Source organism: Paenibacillus sp. FSL A5-0031 (assembly GCF_001956295.1).
In the GTDB taxonomy this organism is placed as follows: domain Bacteria; phylum Bacillota; class Bacilli; order Paenibacillales; family Paenibacillaceae; genus Pristimantibacillus.
Map to the genome: position 1 here is coordinate 89,578 of NZ_MRTD01000001.1, position 21,097 is coordinate 110,674.

Sequence of the window (21,097 nt, forward strand, 5' to 3'; positions counted from 1 at the left end):
CCAAAGAATCATGATAATCAACGCTAGTCTATGCGCATTAGCCCATTTGTGTTACTGGACAATCACGAAGGGGAGAGGAGCGGAGATGACAGCGAAAAAAATTGTTGACCCAAAAGTAATTAGGTGCCATACTATATAGATGACGAACGATAAAAAAGTATTGATGGATAGTAACGCTGTTCCTTCACTTGTCCAAACGAAACGTCAGATTGAGCGCTACGGGTTGAACGTCGATGCGCAAGCTGTACTCGTCGCGTCTAGGCTGATGGCCGCTGGTGCCAAGCTTGAACATGCCGCGGAAATTCATTTTTCCAGATTCGGTTTGTCCACAGGCCGGTATCGTTTATTGGCGGATCTTGAAGATCACCAGGGTGAAGAGCTGCCCTCGCAATTAGCAGAGCATCTTGGCGTAACGCGTGCTACCGTCACGGGGCTTATAGACAATCTCGAACGGGACGGGTACGTATCCCGCCGAACCAGTTCGGCGGATGGGCGTCAGAAATCAGTTGTTTTAACTGAGTATGGAGCAAGTAAGCTTCGCGACATGGCTTCAGAGCACTTCGAGAGACTGGAAGCGATGGTCCGCTTGCTTACGGTCGAGGAGCGCAGTGTCTTTCTCGATTTGTTAGGTCGGGTGACGCAAGGCATGTCGGCATTGACCGACGAGCCGGGAGCATCTAAGGAAAATGGTAGCATACAGAAAGGGTAAAACGGGCTAGTCATGCTAGCCCTTATTTACCGCCATATAGTTAGGCGCCTAATTATATGGCGATATAAACAGTTGGAGCAAATCATGGAAGAAAGGTGTGACAACATGAGCAATGTGAAGCATTCGCACAAAACTGATCCTGCTAATAGCCTTGCATCGAAGGGCTCCGAATTGAAAGGTTTTGTGCTATGGCGCGAAGTACTGATGGCCTATGTTTCGCCCGCCGTCATGGCAGGCATCGGGGGACTGATCACAGGCGACAAGAGCCTTCAGATTGCTGCGTTAACCACAATTGGAGGAACGTCTGCGCTGATTGCATGGCTATTGGGGCTTTGGCTGCGCAAATGGGGGAGAAGTATACGATGGGTTGTCGGGCTGCCTCGTTTGCTAGTCGTTGTCATGTTCGCGATAATCTGCGCTTCGCTCGCCTTTTACGCCGCATGGTTGACGAACAAAATGCCGGATACAGTTCGTTTGATCGACTATTCGATTTGGTTTGATCGCATATGGATCGATTTTCCGTTATCCGGCACGATTGCAAGTACGATCATAACATGGCGTTGGCGCAAGGCGTTGGAAAAAAATGATACGTTAAACGGAGGAGATAGAAGATGATAGCAATTATTGGAGCAACAGGCACGATAGGGAGCGAACTTTTGAAACGTTTGGCCGATCTTGGAGTGCCCGCTCGGGCGCTTAGCAGAGAACCGGAGAAGCTGCGCAACCGGCTCGGAGATGCAGGTAAATCCACAATCGAGGTGGCAGGGGCAGATGCCGCCGATCCCGAATCGCTTCGCCGCGCGTTTGCCGGAGTGAAGCAGCTCTTCTTGACCATATCCAACAGCCCGAGACAGGTCGAGTTGGAATTGTCGATCATTCGCCTCGCTGCCGAAGCCGGAATCGAGCATATCGTAAAAATATCCAGTCCAGCCTTCGAAGAGCTCTCGCCCGTGGCAGTCGCCGGCTGGCATCGCGATATCGAGTCGTTTTTGGACGAATCCGGTATGACTCGCACGGTATTGCGTCCCTATGCGTTCATGCAAAATTTGCTGCGCCATGTTCCGACGATTACAGCTCAAGGTGCTTTCTTCGGCGTCATGGGCGATGCGCCTTGCAATTTCATCGATTGCCGGGATATAGCGGACGTTGCAGCAGAAGTTCTGACCAACCAGGAGGCCGCCGGACGTATTTATACGCTTACCGGACCCGAGATCTACAGCTATCCGCAGATCGCGGATAAGCTATCCGATTTGCTAGGCAAGACGATTCGCTACATAAATGTGGAGCCTCAAGCGATGCATCGCAATCTGACTGAGCAAGGGCGCATGCCCCCTTGGCTCGCAAACCACGTTGTAGAAATTCAGACGATGTCTACGTTGGTGCCGGAAAGGCCAACGGACGATGTCACGCGTTTGCTCGGCAGACAGCCCCGAACGCTGGACGGGTTTCTGCAAGAGAATGTGGAAATATTTCGGTAGACATCTGTAAATAGAGCGTTCTCCAAACCAAACCGTCTGAACCGGCTGTCACAGCCTTCAGGCGGTTTTTGTGATTAAAGTTATTCCAGGGAAAGGTTCTGCTTGAAATAGGTAAACCTCTTACGCCGCTCTATTGATGTAATCGATGCTGATAATATTATAAGGGCATCATTTATTGTCGAAGAAATATATGAGAGAATTATAAATACAACATTCTCGAAGTTTACATTAAAAACGACTTGATGCTAGGGAGCAGGTAGAGAACAATGATAAATCTAGATAAATTAGCAGAGATCTTTGCTGCTGGTACCTATGAAATAGAAGATGTCTATCGTTTAGTCATCCAGCCGAAAAGTATATTGCGTGAATTTACTACCGTTAGGCATGGGTTTCTTTTTATCATCCGTGGAGAAGGTAGATTATGTGTGAACGGAAAGGAATATCAATTACTTCCCGGATCAGTTTTTCATGCGGCTCCAGGTATGCAAATGACCTCGAAAGTTATAGGACAATCAGAGTTCGTGTATTATTCGCTTTTTTATAAAATAGATAAGTTAGATGATGTAAATTGGACTCATGAATGCGACTCTCATTTCAGGCTGGAACCGGGTGCAAATCCAAGAGTGATGGAATTACTAATCATGCTTCATCAGAATGTCCATGCATCTGGAGGGATTGAAAAACTTCGTGTCAAGGAGTTATTCTTAAGCATCTTACATCAAATTCTAATTGGTTGCAGGAATCGAGAGAATGCCAGTTCTCCTAGTAAAAGGGTAGTAGAGGAAGCCATTGCATACATTAACGGACATTATATGAATCCACTTGCACTCGACGAGTTAGCTGAACTGCATGCAATGAGTACAAAAAGCTTCTCATACTTCTTTCACAAATATACCGGGTTCCGTCCAATCGACTATGTTATTAATTATCGTATGGAAAGAGCTAGTGACCTACTCAAAGCAGGCAGTTTCTCCATCCACGATATTGCCGTTAGCGTAGGTTATACGAATCCTTTATATTTCAGCCGATTATTTAAAAAGAAATTTGGTGTGTCTCCATCCGCATACACACATAAATTAGATAATCATATATATTGATTTTCCGATATAGATTAAGCCTGCAACGGATGGTGATGAGCCTGAAGTGCAGGCTTTTTGTCATTTTTCTTACTCTTTCCTACCAGTTCCCACTGCAGCATTGTTTTGATATCACTTCATCATTAATCATCAAGCATCAAGCTTGATTTAGACAATTATGCATATGGAATTTGTGATTTGTGTATTTGAAATTGGTTCAGTCCTTGCTAAACTATGTTTTGACAATGAGAATCATTATTAGTAATTTATCTGATAGAGACTACATTTAATCGAAGTGTTATCTCGAAGCAAATTTATTTCCATAAGAAAGGTTGGTAGAAATGGCTGCAAATAAACAATTATTGATTGGATTGTCCTTGTCTGCAACTTGGATGAAAGGGGACGGTTGGCGGCGTGCAGATAGTGGAATAGAAAAAATGAATTCAATTGACTATTACATTGACTTGGCAAAGATGGCGGAGAAGTCAAAGCTCGATTTTCTGTTTAAGGCGGATTATCTTTATGTTAGCCCGCAGATGATCGGCGATTCTGCTAATTACGGAAGCCCTGACCCTACTATGATGTTTGCTGCAATTGCCCATGAGACGGAGAGGATCGGACTGGTTACAACGATTTCAACGACTTTTAATCCGCCTTATGTTGTTGCAAGGCAGCTTCAGTCGTTGCACTGGCTGAGCAATGGACGAGCCGGCTGGAATATTGTCACTTCTATTGAAGGTGCTGAGAACTTCGGCGATTCTCCAATGCCGTCACCGCAAGAAAGATATGCGAAGGCAGGGGAATTTACAGATGTCGTAAGGAAGCTCTGGGACAGTTTCCCGAGTGAAGCCATTGTTATTGACCGCGAATCAGGCGTATTTTCGGATAAGGATAAAGTGACCGCTATTCATCATAATGGTGATTTTTTCAGTGTAAAAGGACCGCTTACTTTACCTTCTCATGAATCTGGTTCCATTCCTTTGTTCCAAGCGGGCGCTTCAGATATTGGAAGAAATTTTGCCTCTTCCGTAGCCGATGCTATTTTTGCTGCAATGCCGGATATTGAATCGGGTGTAGAACTGCGCAATGATCTGAGAAGAAGAGCCACTGAACATGGGCGTGATCCGAACACCATCAAAGTTTTGCCTGGGTTATATTTTTTTCTGGCAGACTCTCGCGAAGAAGCGCATGAATTGCATAAGGCTGCGCATGCACATTTAAGTATGGAGCGCAGACATGCCTCTCTCAAATCGGTGCTGGGCTTAGATTTAAGCGGTCTTCCATTGGATTCTTGCGTAACTGCAGCTATGCTTCCTAATCCTAATCAGCCCGTCCGCAGTCGGACACATGCCGAGCTGCTGCGCCGGTTTATTACAAAGTATCAGCCTACAGTGGAAGAGGTATTGGCAAGGCCGGAGGTTGTTGGATCTGCCCATTGGGTATCTGTTGGTACGGTGGAGGATGTGCTGAACGATATTATTGAGAGGTTTGAGGGTGGAGCTATTGATGGATTTATCGCCCTTCCAGGCGGTTCAGAAAAATCTATGAACATATTTTTTGAGAAGCTGATGCCGGAGTTGGTTGAAAGAGGTTTGTTTAAAAGTGAATATATGGGGTTCACTTTGCGTGATCATTTAGGGATTTCATAAGGCATTATCAATCATTAATACAGAAAGATCATTTTTGGAAGGGGTTTAGGAGAAAAATGAATAAAAAGTTTATGTTAATGGGTTTATTTTCCTTATTGCTGCTTTTTTTGACTGCATGTGGAGGAGATAAAAAGAATGAACAGGAATCACCTCCACCTGCGAGTATCGAAGAAACGGCACAACCTAGTAAGGAAAATAAGGTGGAAAATACGGGCGAAAGCGATACAAGAACGATTGAGTATCTCGGTGAAAAATATATTGTCCCACAACATGTAGAACAAATTGTGATTACCGGCGCGATGGAAGCAATGGAAGATGCGGTAGTACTTGACGTGCATCCTGTAGGGGCAATCTCGATCGGAGGAAAGTTCCCGGAGATGTTTGCTTCGGTAACAGGTCAATCGGAATCCATAGGTGAAAAGATACAGCCGAATTTTGAGAAGATATTGCAATTGAAGCCAGACGTTATTTTAGGTTCAACCAAGTTTCAGGATGATGTGCTGGTAAAACTGCAAAAAATTGCTCCTACTATTTTAGTCTCGCACATTTCTACCAATTGGGAGTCCAATCTTAAGTTAATGGCAGAACTGACTGGCAAGCAAGCAGAGGCAGAAGCGGTATTGTCTAAATACCAAACAGATACGGAAGCCATCAAAGCATCGTTGAAGGAAAAGCTTCAAGGTAAAAAAGTAGCTGCTCTACGTATTCGCGGGGCACAAGTTTACGTTTATCCCAAAGATGTATTCCTTAATCCTGTCTTGTACACAGAAATTGGTCTAGAGGTTCCGGAGCAGGTGAACTTAGCGAAAACGCAGGAAGCGATCTCTGTCGAGCAGCTTGCAGAAATGAATCCGGATTATTTGTTCATGCAATTTTCTATGAGTGAAAATGAAGATGCGCAAAAGGCTTTTGAAGACTTGAAAAAGAATCCTATTATTCAAAATATTAATGCCTTTAAAAACAATCATGTATATGTCAATGTGGTGGACCCGCTTATGGAAGGAGGACCTGCTTACAGCCGCATTAAATTCCTAGAAAGTGTGCAGGAGCATCTGGATAAGTAATGGAATGGAGCAGAACGGAATGCGCTCGTTATTAAGCCGAAGAATTGTTCAGATTGTCCTATTTTTCATATTTTTAAGTGTGACCATCGAAGTATCTATTACTTATGGTTCGAAATCTATTAGTTATGGAACTGTGTGGAACGCGCTCTTTCATTTCGATTCCGAAAATATGGATCACCTAATCGTTCAAACCTCGCGTTTCCCGCGTGTGGTTGGTGCACTGTTGATTGGCGCATTCATGGCGGTTTCAGGGGCTTTAATGCAGGGAATGACTAGAAACTATCTTGCCTCTCCTTCCATTATGGGTGTGGCTGATGGCTCGGTATTTCTCATAACATTATGTATGATTTTTTTACCGGGGGCTTCTTCTATGACCCTGATTATGTTCTCGTTGATCGGCTCAGCGCTTGGTGCCACTCTAGTTTTTTCAATAGCTAGATTGATGCCCAGCGGGATGTCGCCTTTAACTTTGGCTATTTTAGGGACAATTATAGGTACTTTCTTGAGTGGAATATCACAAGCGTTATCAACGTATTATCAAGTCTCGCAAAACATTAGCTTTTGGTATAACGCAAGATTGCACCAAATGGATCCGACGATTATAAAATGGTCGATACCATTTGCGATTGTTGGGTTGGTGCTTGCTTTTGTCGTCACTCGTTCCATTACGGCGATTTCTCTTGGGGATGATGTTGCACAAGGATTGGGCATTAATCTCATTGTTATGAAAGCTTTGACGATGTTAAGCGTAGTGATTTTAACAGGAATCTCGGTTGCTATGGCTGGGTCAATCGCTTTTATCGGATTAATTATCCCTCATATTACGAGAATTATTGTCGGGCAGGATTATAGAAAAATAATTCCTTTGACAGCCGTGTTGGGTGCTTTCTTTTTAGCATGGTCTGATATCATCAGCCGCTTTCTAAATCATCCCTTCGAGACGCCAATTGGTGTAGTCACCGCCTTGTTTGGTGTTCCTTACTTTCTGTACTTAGTTAAGACGAGAGGGGGAAGGAGCACTTGAGTAAGCACGGTCAGCAAGCTCGATTTTTGTTTGTGTTGTTATCGGCTTTGGCACTTTCCATCGCGGTGATGTACATAAACTTAACGAATGGAACGTTTGATATCTCAGTAATGGATATTTTTAAGACAATACTTCGCGTTCAGACTGACAGAGATTACGACCTTGTCATTTTTGATTTTCGCCTGCCGCGGATTGTGATTGGAGCATTAGTTGGATTTGCGTTAGGAGTTGCTGGAGCTGTCCTTCAAGGGATTACAAGAAACCATCTGGCAGACCCGGGCATTCTTGGTATTCATTCAGCTGCTGGAATGGCGATTGTTCTGTTTATGTTTTTTATCCAAGGAACGGTGAGAGGCGCTGGCAGGCTTTCCGTTATGTCGATGCCGTTTATTGGTTGGTTTGGCGGTATGGCTGCGGCACTGCTATTATTGCTTTTTGCTCGGCATCGAGGTGTGCTTGATCCGCAGAGATTAATTTTAGTGGGAATTGCGTTAAGTTCTGGATTTGGAGCCATCACGCTGTATATTTCGTTAAAGATGGATCCTAAAGATTTTGAAATGGCCACGGTTTGGTTAGCTGGCAGCATTTATAATGCAACTTGGATGCAAATTGTAGCGTTATTGCCTTGGATCATTATTCTAATTCCAATCATTTGGTGGAGATCGCACACACTTAACTTATTGCATCTGGATGAGAATACCGTCTCTGGAATAGGTTTGAATAAAAATCGGGAAAGAATGATATTTCTTCTATGCTGTGTCGGGTTGGTGAGCGCATCTGTATCTGTATCAGGGAGTATTGGCTTTGTTGGCTTAATTGCTCCTCATATCGCTAGAAGGTTGGTTGGCCTTCGCTATAAATATGTTGTACCTATCTGCGGGGTAATTGGCATGTTGATGGTATTAGTTGGAGATTTTATCGGGAAGACGATTTTTTCGCCAGCTGAACTGCCTGCAGGAATTGTGATCTCTATTATCGGTGTACCTTATTTCGTTTATCTGCTATATAAAAAAAGACATTAATAAGTGAGGCGATTGAACGATGCATGAAGAGGAATTGTTTGATGTAACGATTATTGGCGGCGGTCCTGCTGGTTTGTTTGCAGCATTTTATAGCGGCTTGCGAGAAATGAAAACGAAAATCATTGAATTTCAGCCCTTTCTTGGCGGGAAGGTGCATGTCTATCCGGAAAAAATGATCTGGGACGTTGGAGGGTTAACGCCTGTTCCTGGCTCGCAGCTGATTGATCAAATGATCGCTCAAGGACTGACTTTTCAGCCGGAGGTAGTTCTTGGGGAAAAGGTCACGTCGATTGCCAAAGATGAAGGGGGTCACTTCGTTATCCACACGGCCTCTAACCAGACGCATTGCTCTAAGACAGTGATTTTGGCTATTGGTGGAGGAATTCTGAAGCCGATCAAATTGGAAATCGAGGGTGCAGAACGATTCGAGGTCACGAATCTGCATTATACTGTCAAATCGCTAGAGCGTTTTAAAGGAAAGACGGTTCTTATATCAGGCGGAGGTAATGCTGCCATTGACTGGGCGAACGAGTTGGCGCCGATTGCCAAGCAGGTGTATTTGGTCTATCGGAAAGATACGCTAAAAGGGCATGAAGCCGAAATATCACGTCTTGAGAACAGCTCCGTCGAGTGTTTGCTAAACACATCGATTGAAAAGCTAATCGCCGCCGCAAATCATGAAAGGATCGAGACCGTCGTACTGAATTGGAATGAGCATGGTGAATTGCTTGAGCTAGATGTAGATGAGGTAATCATCAATTACGGTTATGAGCGAGATAAGGAATTGCTTGCGAACAGCGATGTTAAGATTGAGCTCCATGAACATTGGATTTCTGGATCTCCGATGAGCGAAACATCGATGCCAGGCATCTATGCAGCAGGCGATATTTTACACCATGATGGAAAGCTGCATCTCATTGCGGGGGCGTTCCAGGACGCTGCGAACGCAGTTAATAAAGCGAAGCAGTACGTGACTCCGGATGCAAACGCGAATGGAATGGTATCCTCGCATAATGACCTGTTTAGGAAAAAAAACCGTGAACTGATGAAGAGCTTATATACGAAATAAAAGTCATTTTGTGAAGTGCGTTTGGTTCATAGTAAGTATTTGAGTGAGTAGGGGACGCGAACATTCGCGTCCCCTTACTTTATTCCATCCACATTCCTATATTCGTATACAACCTTGACCATATGAATATATTTTGTAGTAAGAAATTGGATCGAGAATGAAGGAGGAAATGGGTAAATGGAGGTTTATTCATCTGGTTCTATTTTACTTACAGGCAATACAACAAGAATACAAATGGTTGACGGCTTTATCGCTTTCATCCGTGAAGTAAATGAACTTCTACAAAAAGAAGTTGATCTGTCACCTGACAATCAATTAGTTACGAACATGATTAGACGCCTTTCACTTCAATTACGTTCCCACTACTTACCGGAGGAGGTACAGGCCGTTCTTAGCAACGAATATATTCGAATGAACCAACGAAATTTGCAGGATAAGTTGTCAGAAGCCGAATTTTTAGTAGAGTTAGGGGATTCTCTTCACATTAGCAAATCAGAGGATTCCGTCTTGGATAACGTTCGTAGGCTGTCTTACTGGAACATTTATATGGCCTTAGTTAGTGAGGAGCTGTCCACTCTTCGCCGGATTACTCGAGCGGATGATCAGAAAGAAAAGTCGCGTATTGTCTTTGTTGGAAGTGGGCCGATGCCGCTAAGTCCTATTATTTTGCATCTAATCGGGGATGTTGAGGTTCTTTGCCTAGAAATTGATCCTGTGGCCTATGATGCATCATGTTTATTGCTCGAGCGAATGGGAATAGGGAATAAAGTGACTGTTGTATTGGAGAATGGATCAGATTTTGATTATAGCTCTTATAGTAGAGTATTCGTGGCTAGTCTCGTTAGAGATAAGCTTGGCGTGCTGAATCAAATTAAACGTACATCCCCAGATTCTCTAGTAGCTGTTCGAACAGCTGAGGGAATGAAGCGAATCATGTATGAAGCGGTTGATGAATCGCAGTTGAAAAAGCAAGGGTGGCGGATTCTGACGCGAACTTGGCCTGAAGAAACGCTAGTTATTAATTCGACCTTGTTTCTTGAAAGAATGACTACTCCTGCCATACCTGGTTGACATCGTATCGTGTACATAACGTCAAAGCAATCGACATTATTGGCGAAGATTTTGAGGATCTGATTTGCATGAGGAGTTTGGGATAAGTCGAGCAGTCTATACTTTTACAGACTTTTTGAGTGTGAGCCACCCTTCGAGGTGGCTATTTTTATTGCTCATTTAGTGACCTATCGGCTAAAGGCTACGCTATAAATGAGGGATGGTGGACATGCTGATACGATCAGCTCACATTATTCTCTGCCGCAGTTAAAGCGTAAGTAATTTATTCGCTGAATTTACATAAAGACCATATAGAATTAATTAAAACATCGAAGTTCTTTTATATACTTTAATGGTTAGAAATAGCGAAATAAAAGGACTAGGTGGTAGATTTAATGTTAAAAAAACGTGATTTGCAGGAATGCCATTCACTGTATGACTTAATGATGGATCCTGCGGTTTTTCCTTACGTTCGTTATAATTGCCAATTTTATGAACAATTTTTATTCATAACCAAACAGTTGATCGTTGAAGAAGAACAGGAGACATGTATTTCTAGAACAATAATAAATGAGAATGGACATCCCATTGGTATCATTGATTTATATGATATTGTTAATAAAACAGGCTTCTTAGCCACATGGATTGGAACTCCTTATTTTGGAAAAGGTTATAACCAACGAGCGAAGGAATCTTTTTTTACTGAACTATTTCTTGAGCATAATATCGAAACGGTATTTTTGAAAGTCCGTAAACAAAATATTCGATCAAGGAAGGCGATAGAAAAACTACCGTATGCCAAATTAGCAAATGATATAAACCATCAAATATATAAATCGATAAATAAAGCGCAACAGATCTATGATTTATATAAAGTGGAGCGGTTAGACTTTTTAGATTGCAATAAAGTCATGCAACATGATATTGCTACGTAACAAACTGTGAAAAAATGTATTCAAGAATGATTTTGGACCGTATTTTGTACGACGAAAAGCTTCAATGAAACCAACTAATCTCTTGTCAACAATATTCTCTTAAACTAAGTTGGCATGGCAATATACTGAAAAATAGGAGAGAACCTTCTCAGCGACTGCTGAAAGGTTTTTCTTTTGTTTACTTGTTTTATTTGAGTAAAGCGGTTCTGTACTACTTTTACTGATATCAACAATACTCTTTAGAACTGCGTTCCCGCTTGGTTTAAATACATGTTCCCACTGGAAAGGTGTGATAATATAGTGTTATTTATGTGCCAAATACGGTTTTGAGATATAAACATAGTTCCGATCTTGGCTTAAGCGGACATGACATTTTAAGATACAAAGGTGGATTCTGCATGGTTGATTTTGAATGGTATAGAAGCTTTTGCACGATTTATAAGCATCAATCCGTTTCCGAAGCAGCAAAAACTCGCATGATGACGCAGCCGGCCATGAGTCAGCACTTAGCTGCTTTGGAAGCGGAGGTTGGAGAAACTTTATTTGTTCGATCGACTAGGAAAATCACTCCGACAGAGCGGGGGAAGGAGCTGTATTCCCAGCTCGCTCCGCTCATTGAATCGTTAGAGAATACGACGATGAACTTTAAATCAACTTCTTTGCCTACGCTGAGCGTAATCAAAATCGGAGCGGCGCATGAGTTTTTTAGTGAAAAAATACTGCCGCAGCTTCCTAACTACAATGTTTGTACCATTTCGCATTTTGGAACTGCTGAGCAATTGCTGGAGCTGCTGAAGGAAGATAAGCTAGATATCCTCATTATGTCCAAAAGGTTTCAAACGCCTGGTATCGAGTATTTGAAATTGATGGATGAGGAGTTTGTTATCGTCGCTCCAAGCGATTATGAAATTGTTGAATTTGATAATTTGAAGTTTGAAGAGCAATGGCTCTCAGAACAGAAATGGATCAGTTATGGCTTGGAACTGCCAATCATAAGAAGAATTTGGAGAGAGCATTTTAAGATGCGTCCTCAAATTAGACCTATTCATGTCATTCCTAATTTACATATGATCGTGAATGCGGTTGAGCTTGGAATGGGCTTAAGTGTCATCCCTACATACCTCTTGCAAGATTCGTTAACAGCAGATAAAACAAAAGTTATTTTTAAACATTTAAAAGTAAAAAACGAGCTATATCTCGCTTATCAGTTAAAGAATAAGCATTTGCCTCTAATTAATGAAATCATGTCAGCCATTAAGGAAAATATGAAAGATCAGCCCGTTTGATTTATAAAAATAATTATTAATGAACAGTTATTTCGTAATTTGTTTTATATATGAACTGAGCCTTAAAATAAAGAAGCAGCAAAACAAAAAAATAATGGAGGCTAAAAATCATGTCAAAAGAAGTGCTGATCGTTGTCACGAACCATTCCGATATTCATGAAGGAAAAAAGACCGGCATATGGCTTTCAGAGTTTGCCGAAGCATATATGGAGTTTACGGCTCAAGGATATAAAGTAACGGTCGCAAGCCCGCTTGGAGGAAACGGCCCAATTGATCCTGGTAGTGTTGATGCTAACACACCGCAAGAAATTTTGGATGCAAAGAAATATTTGGAGAACACTATAAAACTGGATGAAGTATCCACTGAAGGGTTCGATGCTATATTTTTGCCTGGCGGTCATGGAACGATGTACGACCTACCGCATGACGAAAACCTGAAGAGGCTGGTACGTGAGTTTTATGAACAAGATAAAATTGTAGCTGCTGTATGTCACGGTCCTGCGGGGCTGGTTGGTGTAACTTTGACGAATGGACAACCGCTTGTAGCGGGTAAAAGAGTCAACGCATTTACAGATCGGGAGGAAGCCCAAACGACGCTGGACAAACATCTGCCTTTCTTGCTGGAGAGCAAGCTTCGTGATCTGGGAGCAATATTTGTGGCAGCACCGAACTGGTCTACTCATTACGAAGTGGACGGCAACCTAATTACAGGCCAAAACCCGCAATCTACGCTTGCTGTAACGAAAGCCGTTATTGAAAAGTTATCTTAATTTAAGTGATACAACGTGATTGAGGAGGGATAGTTATGAAAGTGTTTGTTACAGGAGCTTCAGGCTATATTGGTGGATCGGTGGCCAAAGCTTTGCTTGAAACGGGGCATACCGTCTACGGTCTGGTTCGTAATCCCGATAAGGTAGAAGCATTAAGGGAAATCGGTATAGAGCCTATACTCGGAACGTTGGATGATACAGATACTTTAACGAAGTATGCCAAACTCAGCGACGCGGTTATTCATACAGCCGATTCTGATCATTTAGTGGCAGTTGAGACTTTTATTGCTGCGCTGCGCGGAAGTGGGAAACCATTTTTGCATACTTCGGGTTCAAGTGTGGTTGGGGATGATGCCCGCGGCGATACAGCGAGCGAACATATTTTTGACGAGGAAACGCCGTTTGTTCCTATGGATATTAGGGAAAATCGCGTAGCGATCAACAACCTTGTGCGCAGGTCTGGGATTGAGGATTGGGTGAGAGGCATCGTGATTGTCCCGTCGATGATCTATGGTGATGCATTAGCATTGCCTGTGGAAAGCGATCAATTGCCGCAAATAATTCGCAAGTCGCGTGAGCTGAAAGGTGGCGTTCACGTTGGTAAAGGCGTAAACCGCTGGTCCAATGTACACATCAAGGATTTGGTTCAGCTGTATGTGTTGGCACTTGAAAAAGCACCTTCCGCATCGTATTTCTTTGCCGAAAATGGGGAGGAATCGTACGGGGACATTGCCAAATCGGTCAGTGAGGCGCTAGGCTTTGGCGGCAAGACGATAAGCTGGTCCGCAGACGAGGCAATTGCAGAGCTTGGGGATTGGGCACGTTTTGCCATCGCTTCGAACAGCCGTGTACGTGCGGCTCACGCAAGAAATTTACTTGGATGGGTCCCCAAGGAAGAGTCACTGCTTAGCTGGATAAAAAACAATTTACAATAGTAAATCAGTAGAGAATTTTAAGAGCAGGAACAAGAGAAGAGCTCCCGTTAATCAGAACACTTCCATTCAATCGATGACAGAAGAAAAAGGTTAATGGGAGGGAATTGTACCATTGTTGTTGGATTTAATGCTGGGAGCGGGGGAATGGAAAATATTCTTTTGTACTCTTTTTGATGGTAAGCCACCTTTTTAGGTGGCTTTTTCTTTTTGAAAAACATAAAATTCTGCGCAACCGCTGTTTAGTAGCGTCAAATAGTATTGAAAAACCAAAAAAAACCAAAATCAATATTGACACGGTTCAACATCATGCTATAATCAAACCTGTGAGTGATAATCGTAATCATTACATTTAAATTGATCGTATATCGTAATTATTACATTTTATACTTTGGGAAACTCTACATATTAAAAGGAATACCAATAAAAAATCGGAGGGTTGAGGGTAGTTGTGATGAAACAGGAAATAGATTTTATTAAGTTTAATCCAACACAAAATATGACGATTTTAGTTAAATCGAATCATCCTATTGAGGAGTATAAGCATATTGCGACTAAAATGATGTCCTATGACAACGTGAATGCGGAGCAAGTAGGTTTTATCGAAAAATCAAATAAAGAAGAAGCGGATGCACATTTGATCATGGCTGGAGGTGAGTTTTGCGGGAATGCGTGCATGTCATTGGCAGCTTTTATTGCATCAGAAAAAGGGTTGGATCAGGATGCCTTGGCGGAATTACGATTAGAGGTATCAGGAACAGATAAATTAATCATGTGCCAGGTAAAAAAAATGGCAGATGAATATTTATGTCAAGTTGCTATGCCAGTTCCTAACGAGATAGAAAAGAGAACGATTAAACATGACGGTTGCGATCTGGATGTTATTCTAGTGAGTTACCAGGAGTTTACTCATATTGTGATAGAAGTAGAGCAATTTGATAAATGGAATAGAGATAAAGCGCAAAGATTAGCTAAATTATTTGGATCAACTTTAAAAGCAAACTTGGTTGGCATTTTATTGTATAAATCACACTCTGCTGAATTAGCTCCGCTGATTTATGTTCCGCATCTAGACAGTATGATCTGGGAAAGGGGATGCGGTTCAGGTACTGCTTCATTGGGCGCTTATCTAGCATGGAAAAATAAGAGAGGAGTTGTTGCACAAATAAAACAACCCGGTGGCACGATTAAAGTAATGGCAGATTGTTATAAAGAAGTACTTGTTAGTCTTAAAATTGAAGGATCTGTTGGAATTGTTGCGCAAGGCAAAGCTTTTATAGGAGTGTAGTGAATCTTTTTAGCAGGGGGAAAAGAATGAATAAGGTGGAAAGTTTTCAAAATAAATTGATTGAATTTTCAGATGAATTCGATCGTTTAGCAGGTCGATATGACCATACGATTAACAATAGCTCGGAGATGGAAATTTTAATAGATGAATATTCGAAATTCGTAACAAACAGCAGAAACCATGAAGCTTGGGATCTACTTGGACATCATGAATCCAATGATTATCTTCAACTTGTGGTGGATTTGAGAAGAAAATCAGCATTTTGCGTTGCGATTATGGAAAAATATCGTGCATTAAAGCTTCAAGAAGGAAGTGCTGAGATAACCGATTATTTCAAAAACATAGAATCGTGCATTGAAGAAGAATTTGGGAGCTTCCAACTATCCACGAATTCAAAAGTGTTATTAATAGGCTCAGGTGCATTTCCGATGACACCTATTTTGATTGCGAAGCGCACTGGAGCGGAGGTCGTTGGCTTAGATATTGATGATGAAGCTATTGAGCTTGGAAGGAGCGTTGTGGAGAAACTTAGCAGTGGCTTGAATATTCGATTAGAGAATAGGCTGGTGGAAAATCTTTACTTTACGAAAGAGGCGACCCATATCATTTTTAGCTCAACCGTTGAAAATAAATATGACATATTGGATCAACTATATTCATTGACCAATAAGCATGTCGTTGTGGCAATGAGATATGGAGAACAAATAAAATCATTATTCAATTTTCCATTGAAAGAGGTGAATGCTCAAAAATGGAAGTTGGTTGAACAGGTAAGGCGTCTAGATCATTTATTTGATATTGCATTGTACCAAAAAGCATAGTGTGCATTTTTGACGGGAAGGATGGCCTTTATGAGTGATTTCAAACATGTTTTGCTGTTAGGCACGGGACCAGCTACGATTCAACTCGCTGTGAATCTAAAAAAATGTTGGGATTGCCGTATAGCGATTGTAGGGAGAGAATCCGTACGTTCTGAGTCATTTTTTAATTCGCTTAAACAGAGCAAGCAACTTATACGTGTAAGCATTCAGAATGAGAAGCATCGTGCTATGGAGGGTGAATGTTTTGTTGATCACGTATTTAAAGGATACGAAACGATTCCTGGTGAGTGGGATACTCTTATATTTGCTGTCACAACGGATGCCTATATCGAAGTGTTGAAACAAATTGATCCTAAGCTTCTAAGGAAAGTAAAGTGTATGCTATTAATTTCACCGACGTTAGGCTCGAATAGTTTAATTCGTCATTATATGAATGATTATAATCCGAGTACGGAAGTTATTAGTTTTTCCACCTACTTTGGTGACACAAGATGGATGGACGGTAGACCCACAAATCATGTTCTAACGACAGCGGTCAAGAAAAAAGTTTTTATAGGCTCTACAAAGTACCCATCTACTAATGTTGAAGAACTTTGTAAAGCATACAAACAATTAGGTATTGCGATAAACATCATGGAATCGCCGATTGAAGCAGAAACAAGAAATATTTCGTTATACGTTCATCCGCCGCTCTTTATGAATGACGTTTCTTTAAGCACTATATTCGGGAATCAAGAAACCGTAAAGTATGTTTATAAAATTTATCCTGAAGGGCCAATTACACCATTACTCATTCGTGAGATGTTGGCCCATTGGAAAGAAATTATGAATATTATTAGTAAGTTACATCTAAAAGGTATCAATTTACTTAAATTTATGACGGATGACAATTATCCGGTAAGACTCGAAAGTTTATCACGTCACGATATAGATAATTTCCCCACGTTCGAAACGATTCATCAAGAGTATTTGTTGTATATCCGTTATACCTCGCTATTGATTGATCCTTTTTCTGAACCAGATAAGGATGGGAAATATTTCGACTTTTCTGCAGTCCCTATCAGAAAGATGTTCATCAATAGGGAAGGTGATTTGGATATTCCAAGAATGCCGAAGGAGGATTATTATCGTCTGAAAATCATTCAGGGAATTGCAAAATTTATAGATTCGAGCTGCCCTACCATCGATAAATTCATACATACCTATGAGAATAAATTGGAAGAAGTTGCCGAGTCCCATAAGGAAATTAGGTTATCTGCTGCATTTGCTGTTCAAAGCTTTGAAGAGGACTTGAACAGAATTTGCAATGAAATTGGGAAATATTTAAAAGCGTAAATGTTGATAGCATAATGAACTTATATATTTTAGGAGGCAATATTGTGAAAAAAGGATATTTTCTTGTTGTAGTTTTAGCCATGCTGATGCTATTAATTGTGCTGGCAGGCTGCAGCGGCGCCAAAGATGCGAAATCGGATTCAACAAATAAGGAAAAGAAAACAGAACTCGTGTATGCATCGGCCAAAGACATTAATGATATGAATCCGCATCTGTATGCAGGTTCAATGCCAGCACAAGGATTGGTGTACGAATCTTTAGTCGAAAACACAAAGGAGGGAATCATGCCTTTACTGGCTGAATCATGGGAAATTTCTAAAGATGGCAAAATATATACCTTTCATTTGAGGAAAGATGTGAAGTTTCATGATGGTGAACCTTTTAACGCAGAGGCTGTAAAGCAAAATATTGAAGCGGTACAACATAATAAAGAAAAGCATACTTGGATCAAGCTGTCGACAAAAATAGTAAGCGTTAAAGCGCTAGATGAATATACAGTTGAACTCACACTGTCTGAATCCTATTATCCAACCTTAGTTGAATTATCCATGACTAGGCCATACGTATTCATCTCCCCTAAAAACTTTATTGATGGAGAAACGAAAAATGGCGTTAACGGCTACAACGGTACAGGACCATATAAGCTTACGGACCATAAAACCGATGAGTATGCTTCGTTTGAAGCAAATGACGCATACTGGGGCGGCGCACCTGAAATTAAAAAAATTACTTCTAAAGTTCTCCCAGCTGGAGAGACGACATTCCTAGCTTTGCAAAAGGGTGAAGTGAATTTTGTATTCACTGACGATCGTGGTGCAGACAGTATCGATGTTGAAGCGATGGAACAACTAATCGAAACAGGCAACTATCAGCTTATTAGAAGTGAAGCGATGAACACAAAAATGATCGTGGCCAATAGCAGCAAATCCGATCATCCCGTAAGTGAAAAAGCTGTTCGAGAAGCCATCTGGCACTCTATTGATAGAGATACGATTAGTAAGGATATTTTTAACGGGACTGAATCAGCAGCCCATTCCCTATTTTCAGCTAACGTCAATTATGCGAATGTCGATTTTAAGAAACGAGACTATGATTTGGAAACAGCGAAGCAGCTATTGGAAGGTGCAGGATGGAAACTGGAGAAAGGCGCTGCTGCTAGAGTGAAGGAAAACAAAACATTAGCAATCCAATTATATTATGACAGCAATTCTTCTTCCCAAAAAACGCAGGCTGAATTTATTCAAAGCTCTTTGAAGGAGATAGGTGTTCAATTGGAGATTATCGGTGAGGAATCAACCTCAATCGCCAAAAGAAGATCAAACGGAGATTATGATTTATTATTCAATCAAACATGGGGACTAGCTTATGATCCGCAAAGCACCATCTCTGCTTTTACTTCTGAGAATGCTTATTTGCATACAACAAGCGGAATTGCGGAAGCAAGTGAGCTTTACAAGAAAATTGATGAGGTCATGGTATCCACGGATGAGGCTGCACGGCAATCGTTATATGCTGATATTATGAAAGTCGTTCATGACGAAGCTGTCTTTATTCCCATCTCGAATGGCAGTGTTACTATCGTGGCGCCAAAAGAGCTAAAAGATATCTCGTTTAAACAAACACAATTTGAGTTGCCATTCGAGCGAATGAGCTTTGAATAAAACGTGAAAAAATTAAAGGGGAGGATTACTCCCTTTTTTATTTTGAGTAAAGAAGGATAGAGTCATTTGATATTTTTGTAGAAAGGAGATTTTTATATGGCAAAATACATCATTAGAAGGCTATTTTTAGCATTCCCTCTTCTTTTAATTATTTCGTTTATAACGTTTGTACTCATTCATCTATCTCCCCAAGATCCGGCCCAATTGATATTGCAAGCGCAAGGCATACCCAATATAACTGATGATTTAATTGCTCAGATGAGAGAAGAACTTGGCTTGAACCAGCCATTTATCATTCGCTATATGCATTGGGTCGTTGCCTGCATGCAACTAGACTTTGGAGATTCGTATGTCACAGGAAAACCGATTTGGTCATTGGTAGGTCCAGCTTTACTGAATACGTTAAAGCTAACGCTAGTTTCATCTATTGTTGTTATTGTTTTGTCGATCCTATTGGGGGTGGTTAGTGCAATAAATGAAGGGAAAATGATAGATAAATCAGTAAGGGGCATCTCATTTTTATTAACATCCATGCCGTCATACTGGCTTGCAGCTATTTTAATTTGGTATATATCCGTTAAATTGGATTTGCTGCCTACGAGCGGAATGGATTCGTATAAAAGCTATATTTTGCCGGTCACTGTGATTGCGATAAGTTATGCGGGGATTTATTTTCGAAACGTCAGAAGCTCGATGATAAGCAATCTAAATGAAGACTATGTTCTATATGGCAGGGCATCCGGCTTGTCGGAGAAAAAAATTACGATGCATATATTAAGAAATTCCTTGCAGGTTGCCATTTCGATATTCGGTATGGCTATCCCGATTATATTAGGAGGCACCGTCGTTATTGAAAATGTTTTTGCATGGCCAGGATTAGGAAGCTTAAGTATACGATCGATTCTAAGCAGAGATTTCCCTGTGATTCAAGCCTATGTTCTCATATTGGCAGTCGCATTTGTATTGTTTAATACCGTTTCAGACATCGTAAATGCCGCTTTGAATCCTAAAATGAGGAAGGAGATCTAGATGAAACGATTAAAAAACATAAGCAAAGATAAATTAGGCAGCTTATCTTTAATCGTTATTGCTGCAACGCTTATTGTCGGATTATTTCCTTCTTTTTTTGCCCCGCACGATCCTAACGAAGTCAAGATGAGCGTAAGATATGCGACCTCGTCCTGGGAATACCTGCTCGGGAACGATCACTTGGGGAGATGTATTCTATCCCGATTAATTTATGGAATTCGTCCCAGTGTCTTGTGGGTATTGGCTGCATTAGCGATATCGATAGGGATAGGCGCTTTATTAGGTTTTATCGCGGGCTACTTTAGAGGAAAAGTAGATGCCTTTATTATGCGAATTTGTGATATCATGCTTTCTTTCCCGCTATACGTTATGACATTGGCGATAGTCGGCATTCTAGGCGTAGGTCTTGAAAACATTTTGATAGCGTTTGTAGTCATGAAATGGGCATGGTTTGCTCGGGTAATCAGAACGTCTGTGATGCAGTATTCCGAACTTAATTATGTCAAATTTTCCAAAGCATCTGGCATCAGCAATGCGAAAATTATTTATAAGCACATGATTCCGGTTACATTTGCGGACATAACAGTCATTTCGAGCAGCGCGATTGGTTCGATGATTTTGCAAATATCAGGGTTTTCGTTTCTAGGATTAGGCATTCAAGCGCCCAACGCGGAATGGGGAATGATGCTGAATGAAGCAAGGGAAGTTATGTTTACAAGACCTGAGCTCATGTTAGCCCCAGGCATAGCTATTATTATTATCGTTTCGGCATTTAATTTTTTGTCGGATGCCCTTCAGGTTGCACTCAATCCTCAGTTAATGACCTCTAATGCTAAGCTTCAAGAGAAACGAATCGTGACTAAAAACAGATTTCGCGAAAAAGAGGTGACAGATTAACG

General features: G+C 41.4%; 20 protein-coding genes. All 20 read left to right on the forward strand.

The window, feature by feature from the left end; all coding sequences use genetic code 11:
- The first annotated feature begins 139 nt into the window (after positions 1–139).
- The 20 genes from BK120_RS00360 to cntC all read left to right on the forward strand — a co-directional run bounded on the left by BK120_RS00360 (position 140) and on the right by cntC (position 21,095).
- Positions 140–709: a MarR family winged helix-turn-helix transcriptional regulator gene (locus BK120_RS00360; protein WP_076265496.1), complete on the forward strand. Its 570-nt coding sequence runs from the start codon at positions 140–142 to the stop codon at positions 707–709.
- A gap of 84 nt (positions 710–793) precedes the next feature.
- Entirely contained in the window at positions 794–1,324 is a 531-nt protein-coding gene (locus tag BK120_RS00365) for a hypothetical protein (protein WP_256710744.1), read from the forward strand.
- Entirely contained in the window at positions 1,321–2,187 is an 867-nt protein-coding gene (locus BK120_RS00370; RefSeq protein ID WP_076265497.1) for an SDR family oxidoreductase, read from the forward strand. Before BK120_RS00365 ends, BK120_RS00370 begins: the two co-directional genes overlap by 4 nt.
- Before the next feature lie 266 nt (positions 2,188–2,453).
- Entirely contained in the window at positions 2,454–3,284 is an 831-nt protein-coding gene (locus tag BK120_RS00375) for an AraC family transcriptional regulator (RefSeq protein ID WP_076265498.1), read from the forward strand.
- A gap of 320 nt (positions 3,285–3,604) precedes the next feature.
- Entirely contained in the window at positions 3,605–4,912 is a 1,308-nt protein-coding gene (locus tag BK120_RS00380) for an NtaA/DmoA family FMN-dependent monooxygenase (protein WP_076265499.1), read from the forward strand.
- A 56-nt stretch (positions 4,913–4,968) separates the two neighbouring features.
- Positions 4,969–5,976, forward strand: a complete 1,008-nt coding sequence (locus BK120_RS00385) for an ABC transporter substrate-binding protein (protein WP_076265500.1) — start codon at positions 4,969–4,971, stop codon at positions 5,974–5,976.
- A 19-nt stretch (positions 5,977–5,995) separates the two neighbouring features.
- Positions 5,996–7,000 (forward strand): FecCD family ABC transporter permease, encoded by a 1,005-nt coding sequence (locus BK120_RS00390; RefSeq protein WP_076266075.1) that lies wholly within the window; start codon positions 5,996–5,998, stop codon positions 6,998–7,000.
- The gene (locus BK120_RS00395; protein WP_076265501.1) at positions 6,997–8,022 is read left to right on the forward strand and encodes a FecCD family ABC transporter permease; all 1,026 of its coding nucleotides are present in this window, start codon (positions 6,997–6,999) and stop codon (positions 8,020–8,022) included. Before BK120_RS00390 ends, BK120_RS00395 begins: the two co-directional genes overlap by 4 nt.
- A 19-nt stretch (positions 8,023–8,041) precedes the next feature.
- On the forward strand, positions 8,042–9,091 hold the full coding sequence (locus BK120_RS00400) for an NAD(P)/FAD-dependent oxidoreductase (protein ID WP_076265502.1): 1,050 nt from the start codon (positions 8,042–8,044) through the stop codon (positions 9,089–9,091).
- 177 nt (positions 9,092–9,268) lie between these two features.
- Positions 9,269–10,162 (forward strand): nicotianamine synthase family protein, encoded by an 894-nt coding sequence (locus BK120_RS00405; protein ID WP_076265503.1) that lies wholly within the window; start codon positions 9,269–9,271, stop codon positions 10,160–10,162.
- Between the two features lie 374 nt (positions 10,163–10,536).
- Positions 10,537–11,076 (forward strand): GNAT family N-acetyltransferase, encoded by a 540-nt coding sequence (locus BK120_RS00410; protein WP_076265504.1) that lies wholly within the window; start codon positions 10,537–10,539, stop codon positions 11,074–11,076.
- 398 nt (positions 11,077–11,474) lie between these two features.
- Positions 11,475–12,362, forward strand: coding sequence for a LysR family transcriptional regulator (locus BK120_RS00415; protein WP_076265505.1), 888 nt, complete (start codon positions 11,475–11,477; stop codon positions 12,360–12,362).
- A 110-nt stretch (positions 12,363–12,472) separates the two neighbouring features.
- Positions 12,473–13,132 (forward strand): type 1 glutamine amidotransferase domain-containing protein, encoded by a 660-nt coding sequence (locus BK120_RS00420; protein WP_076265506.1) that lies wholly within the window; start codon positions 12,473–12,475, stop codon positions 13,130–13,132.
- Between the two features lie 35 nt (positions 13,133–13,167).
- Positions 13,168–14,067: an NAD-dependent epimerase/dehydratase family protein gene (locus BK120_RS00425; protein ID WP_076265507.1), complete on the forward strand. Its 900-nt coding sequence runs from the start codon at positions 13,168–13,170 to the stop codon at positions 14,065–14,067.
- Between the two features lie 451 nt (positions 14,068–14,518).
- Entirely contained in the window at positions 14,519–15,352 is an 834-nt protein-coding gene (locus BK120_RS00430) for a histidine racemase CntK family protein (RefSeq protein WP_076265508.1), read from the forward strand.
- A 26-nt stretch (positions 15,353–15,378) separates the two neighbouring features.
- A complete protein-coding gene (locus BK120_RS00435; protein ID WP_076265509.1) occupies positions 15,379–16,173 on the forward strand; it encodes a class I SAM-dependent methyltransferase in 795 nt (264 codons plus the stop codon).
- Between the two features lie 30 nt (positions 16,174–16,203).
- On the forward strand, positions 16,204–17,508 hold the full coding sequence (locus tag BK120_RS00440; protein WP_076265510.1) for an opine metallophore biosynthesis dehydrogenase: 1,305 nt from the start codon (positions 16,204–16,206) through the stop codon (positions 17,506–17,508).
- A gap of 44 nt (positions 17,509–17,552) precedes the next feature.
- The gene (cntA, locus tag BK120_RS00445) at positions 17,553–19,169 is read left to right on the forward strand and encodes a staphylopine-dependent metal ABC transporter substrate-binding lipoprotein (protein ID WP_483874401.1); all 1,617 of its coding nucleotides are present in this window, start codon (positions 17,553–17,555) and stop codon (positions 19,167–19,169) included.
- A gap of 96 nt (positions 19,170–19,265) precedes the next feature.
- Positions 19,266–20,198, forward strand: a complete 933-nt coding sequence (gene opp1B / locus BK120_RS00450) for a nickel/cobalt ABC transporter permease (RefSeq protein ID WP_076265512.1) — start codon at positions 19,266–19,268, stop codon at positions 20,196–20,198.
- Positions 20,199–21,095 carry a staphylopine uptake ABC transporter permease subunit CntC gene (gene cntC, locus BK120_RS00455; protein WP_076265513.1) on the forward strand — a complete coding sequence of 299 codons (897 nt, stop codon included), beginning with the start codon at positions 20,199–20,201 and terminating at the stop codon, positions 21,093–21,095.
- Positions 21,096–21,097 lie beyond the last annotated feature (2 nt).

Bases quoted from the DNA above. Each gene is read 5' to 3' on its own strand.
- BK120_RS00360 (WP_076265496.1), top strand. From the start codon at position 140: ATGACGAACGATAAAAAAGTATTGATGGATAGTAACGCTGTTCCTTCA.
- BK120_RS00365 (WP_256710744.1), top strand. From the start codon at position 794: ATGGAAGAAAGGTGTGACAACATGAGCAATGTGAAGCATTCGCACAAA.
- BK120_RS00370 (WP_076265497.1), top strand. From the start codon at position 1,321: ATGATAGCAATTATTGGAGCAACAGGCACGATAGGGAGCGAACTTTTG.
- BK120_RS00375 (WP_076265498.1), top strand. From the start codon at position 2,454: ATGATAAATCTAGATAAATTAGCAGAGATCTTTGCTGCTGGTACCTAT.
- BK120_RS00380 (WP_076265499.1), top strand. From the start codon at position 3,605: ATGGCTGCAAATAAACAATTATTGATTGGATTGTCCTTGTCTGCAACT.
- BK120_RS00385 (WP_076265500.1), top strand. From the start codon at position 4,969: ATGAATAAAAAGTTTATGTTAATGGGTTTATTTTCCTTATTGCTGCTT.
- BK120_RS00390 (WP_076266075.1), top strand. From the start codon at position 5,996: ATGCGCTCGTTATTAAGCCGAAGAATTGTTCAGATTGTCCTATTTTTC.
- BK120_RS00400 (WP_076265502.1), top strand. From the start codon at position 8,042: ATGCATGAAGAGGAATTGTTTGATGTAACGATTATTGGCGGCGGTCCT.
- BK120_RS00405 (WP_076265503.1), top strand. From the start codon at position 9,269: ATGGAGGTTTATTCATCTGGTTCTATTTTACTTACAGGCAATACAACA.
- BK120_RS00410 (WP_076265504.1), top strand. From the start codon at position 10,537: ATGTTAAAAAAACGTGATTTGCAGGAATGCCATTCACTGTATGACTTA.
- BK120_RS00415 (WP_076265505.1), top strand. From the start codon at position 11,475: ATGGTTGATTTTGAATGGTATAGAAGCTTTTGCACGATTTATAAGCAT.
- BK120_RS00420 (WP_076265506.1), top strand. From the start codon at position 12,473: ATGTCAAAAGAAGTGCTGATCGTTGTCACGAACCATTCCGATATTCAT.
- BK120_RS00425 (WP_076265507.1), top strand. From the start codon at position 13,168: ATGAAAGTGTTTGTTACAGGAGCTTCAGGCTATATTGGTGGATCGGTG.
- BK120_RS00430 (WP_076265508.1), top strand. From the start codon at position 14,519: ATGAAACAGGAAATAGATTTTATTAAGTTTAATCCAACACAAAATATG.
- BK120_RS00435 (WP_076265509.1), top strand. From the start codon at position 15,379: ATGAATAAGGTGGAAAGTTTTCAAAATAAATTGATTGAATTTTCAGAT.
- BK120_RS00440 (WP_076265510.1), top strand. From the start codon at position 16,204: ATGAGTGATTTCAAACATGTTTTGCTGTTAGGCACGGGACCAGCTACG.
- opp1B (WP_076265512.1), top strand. From the start codon at position 19,266: ATGGCAAAATACATCATTAGAAGGCTATTTTTAGCATTCCCTCTTCTT.
- cntC (WP_076265513.1), top strand. From the start codon at position 20,199: ATGAAACGATTAAAAAACATAAGCAAAGATAAATTAGGCAGCTTATCT.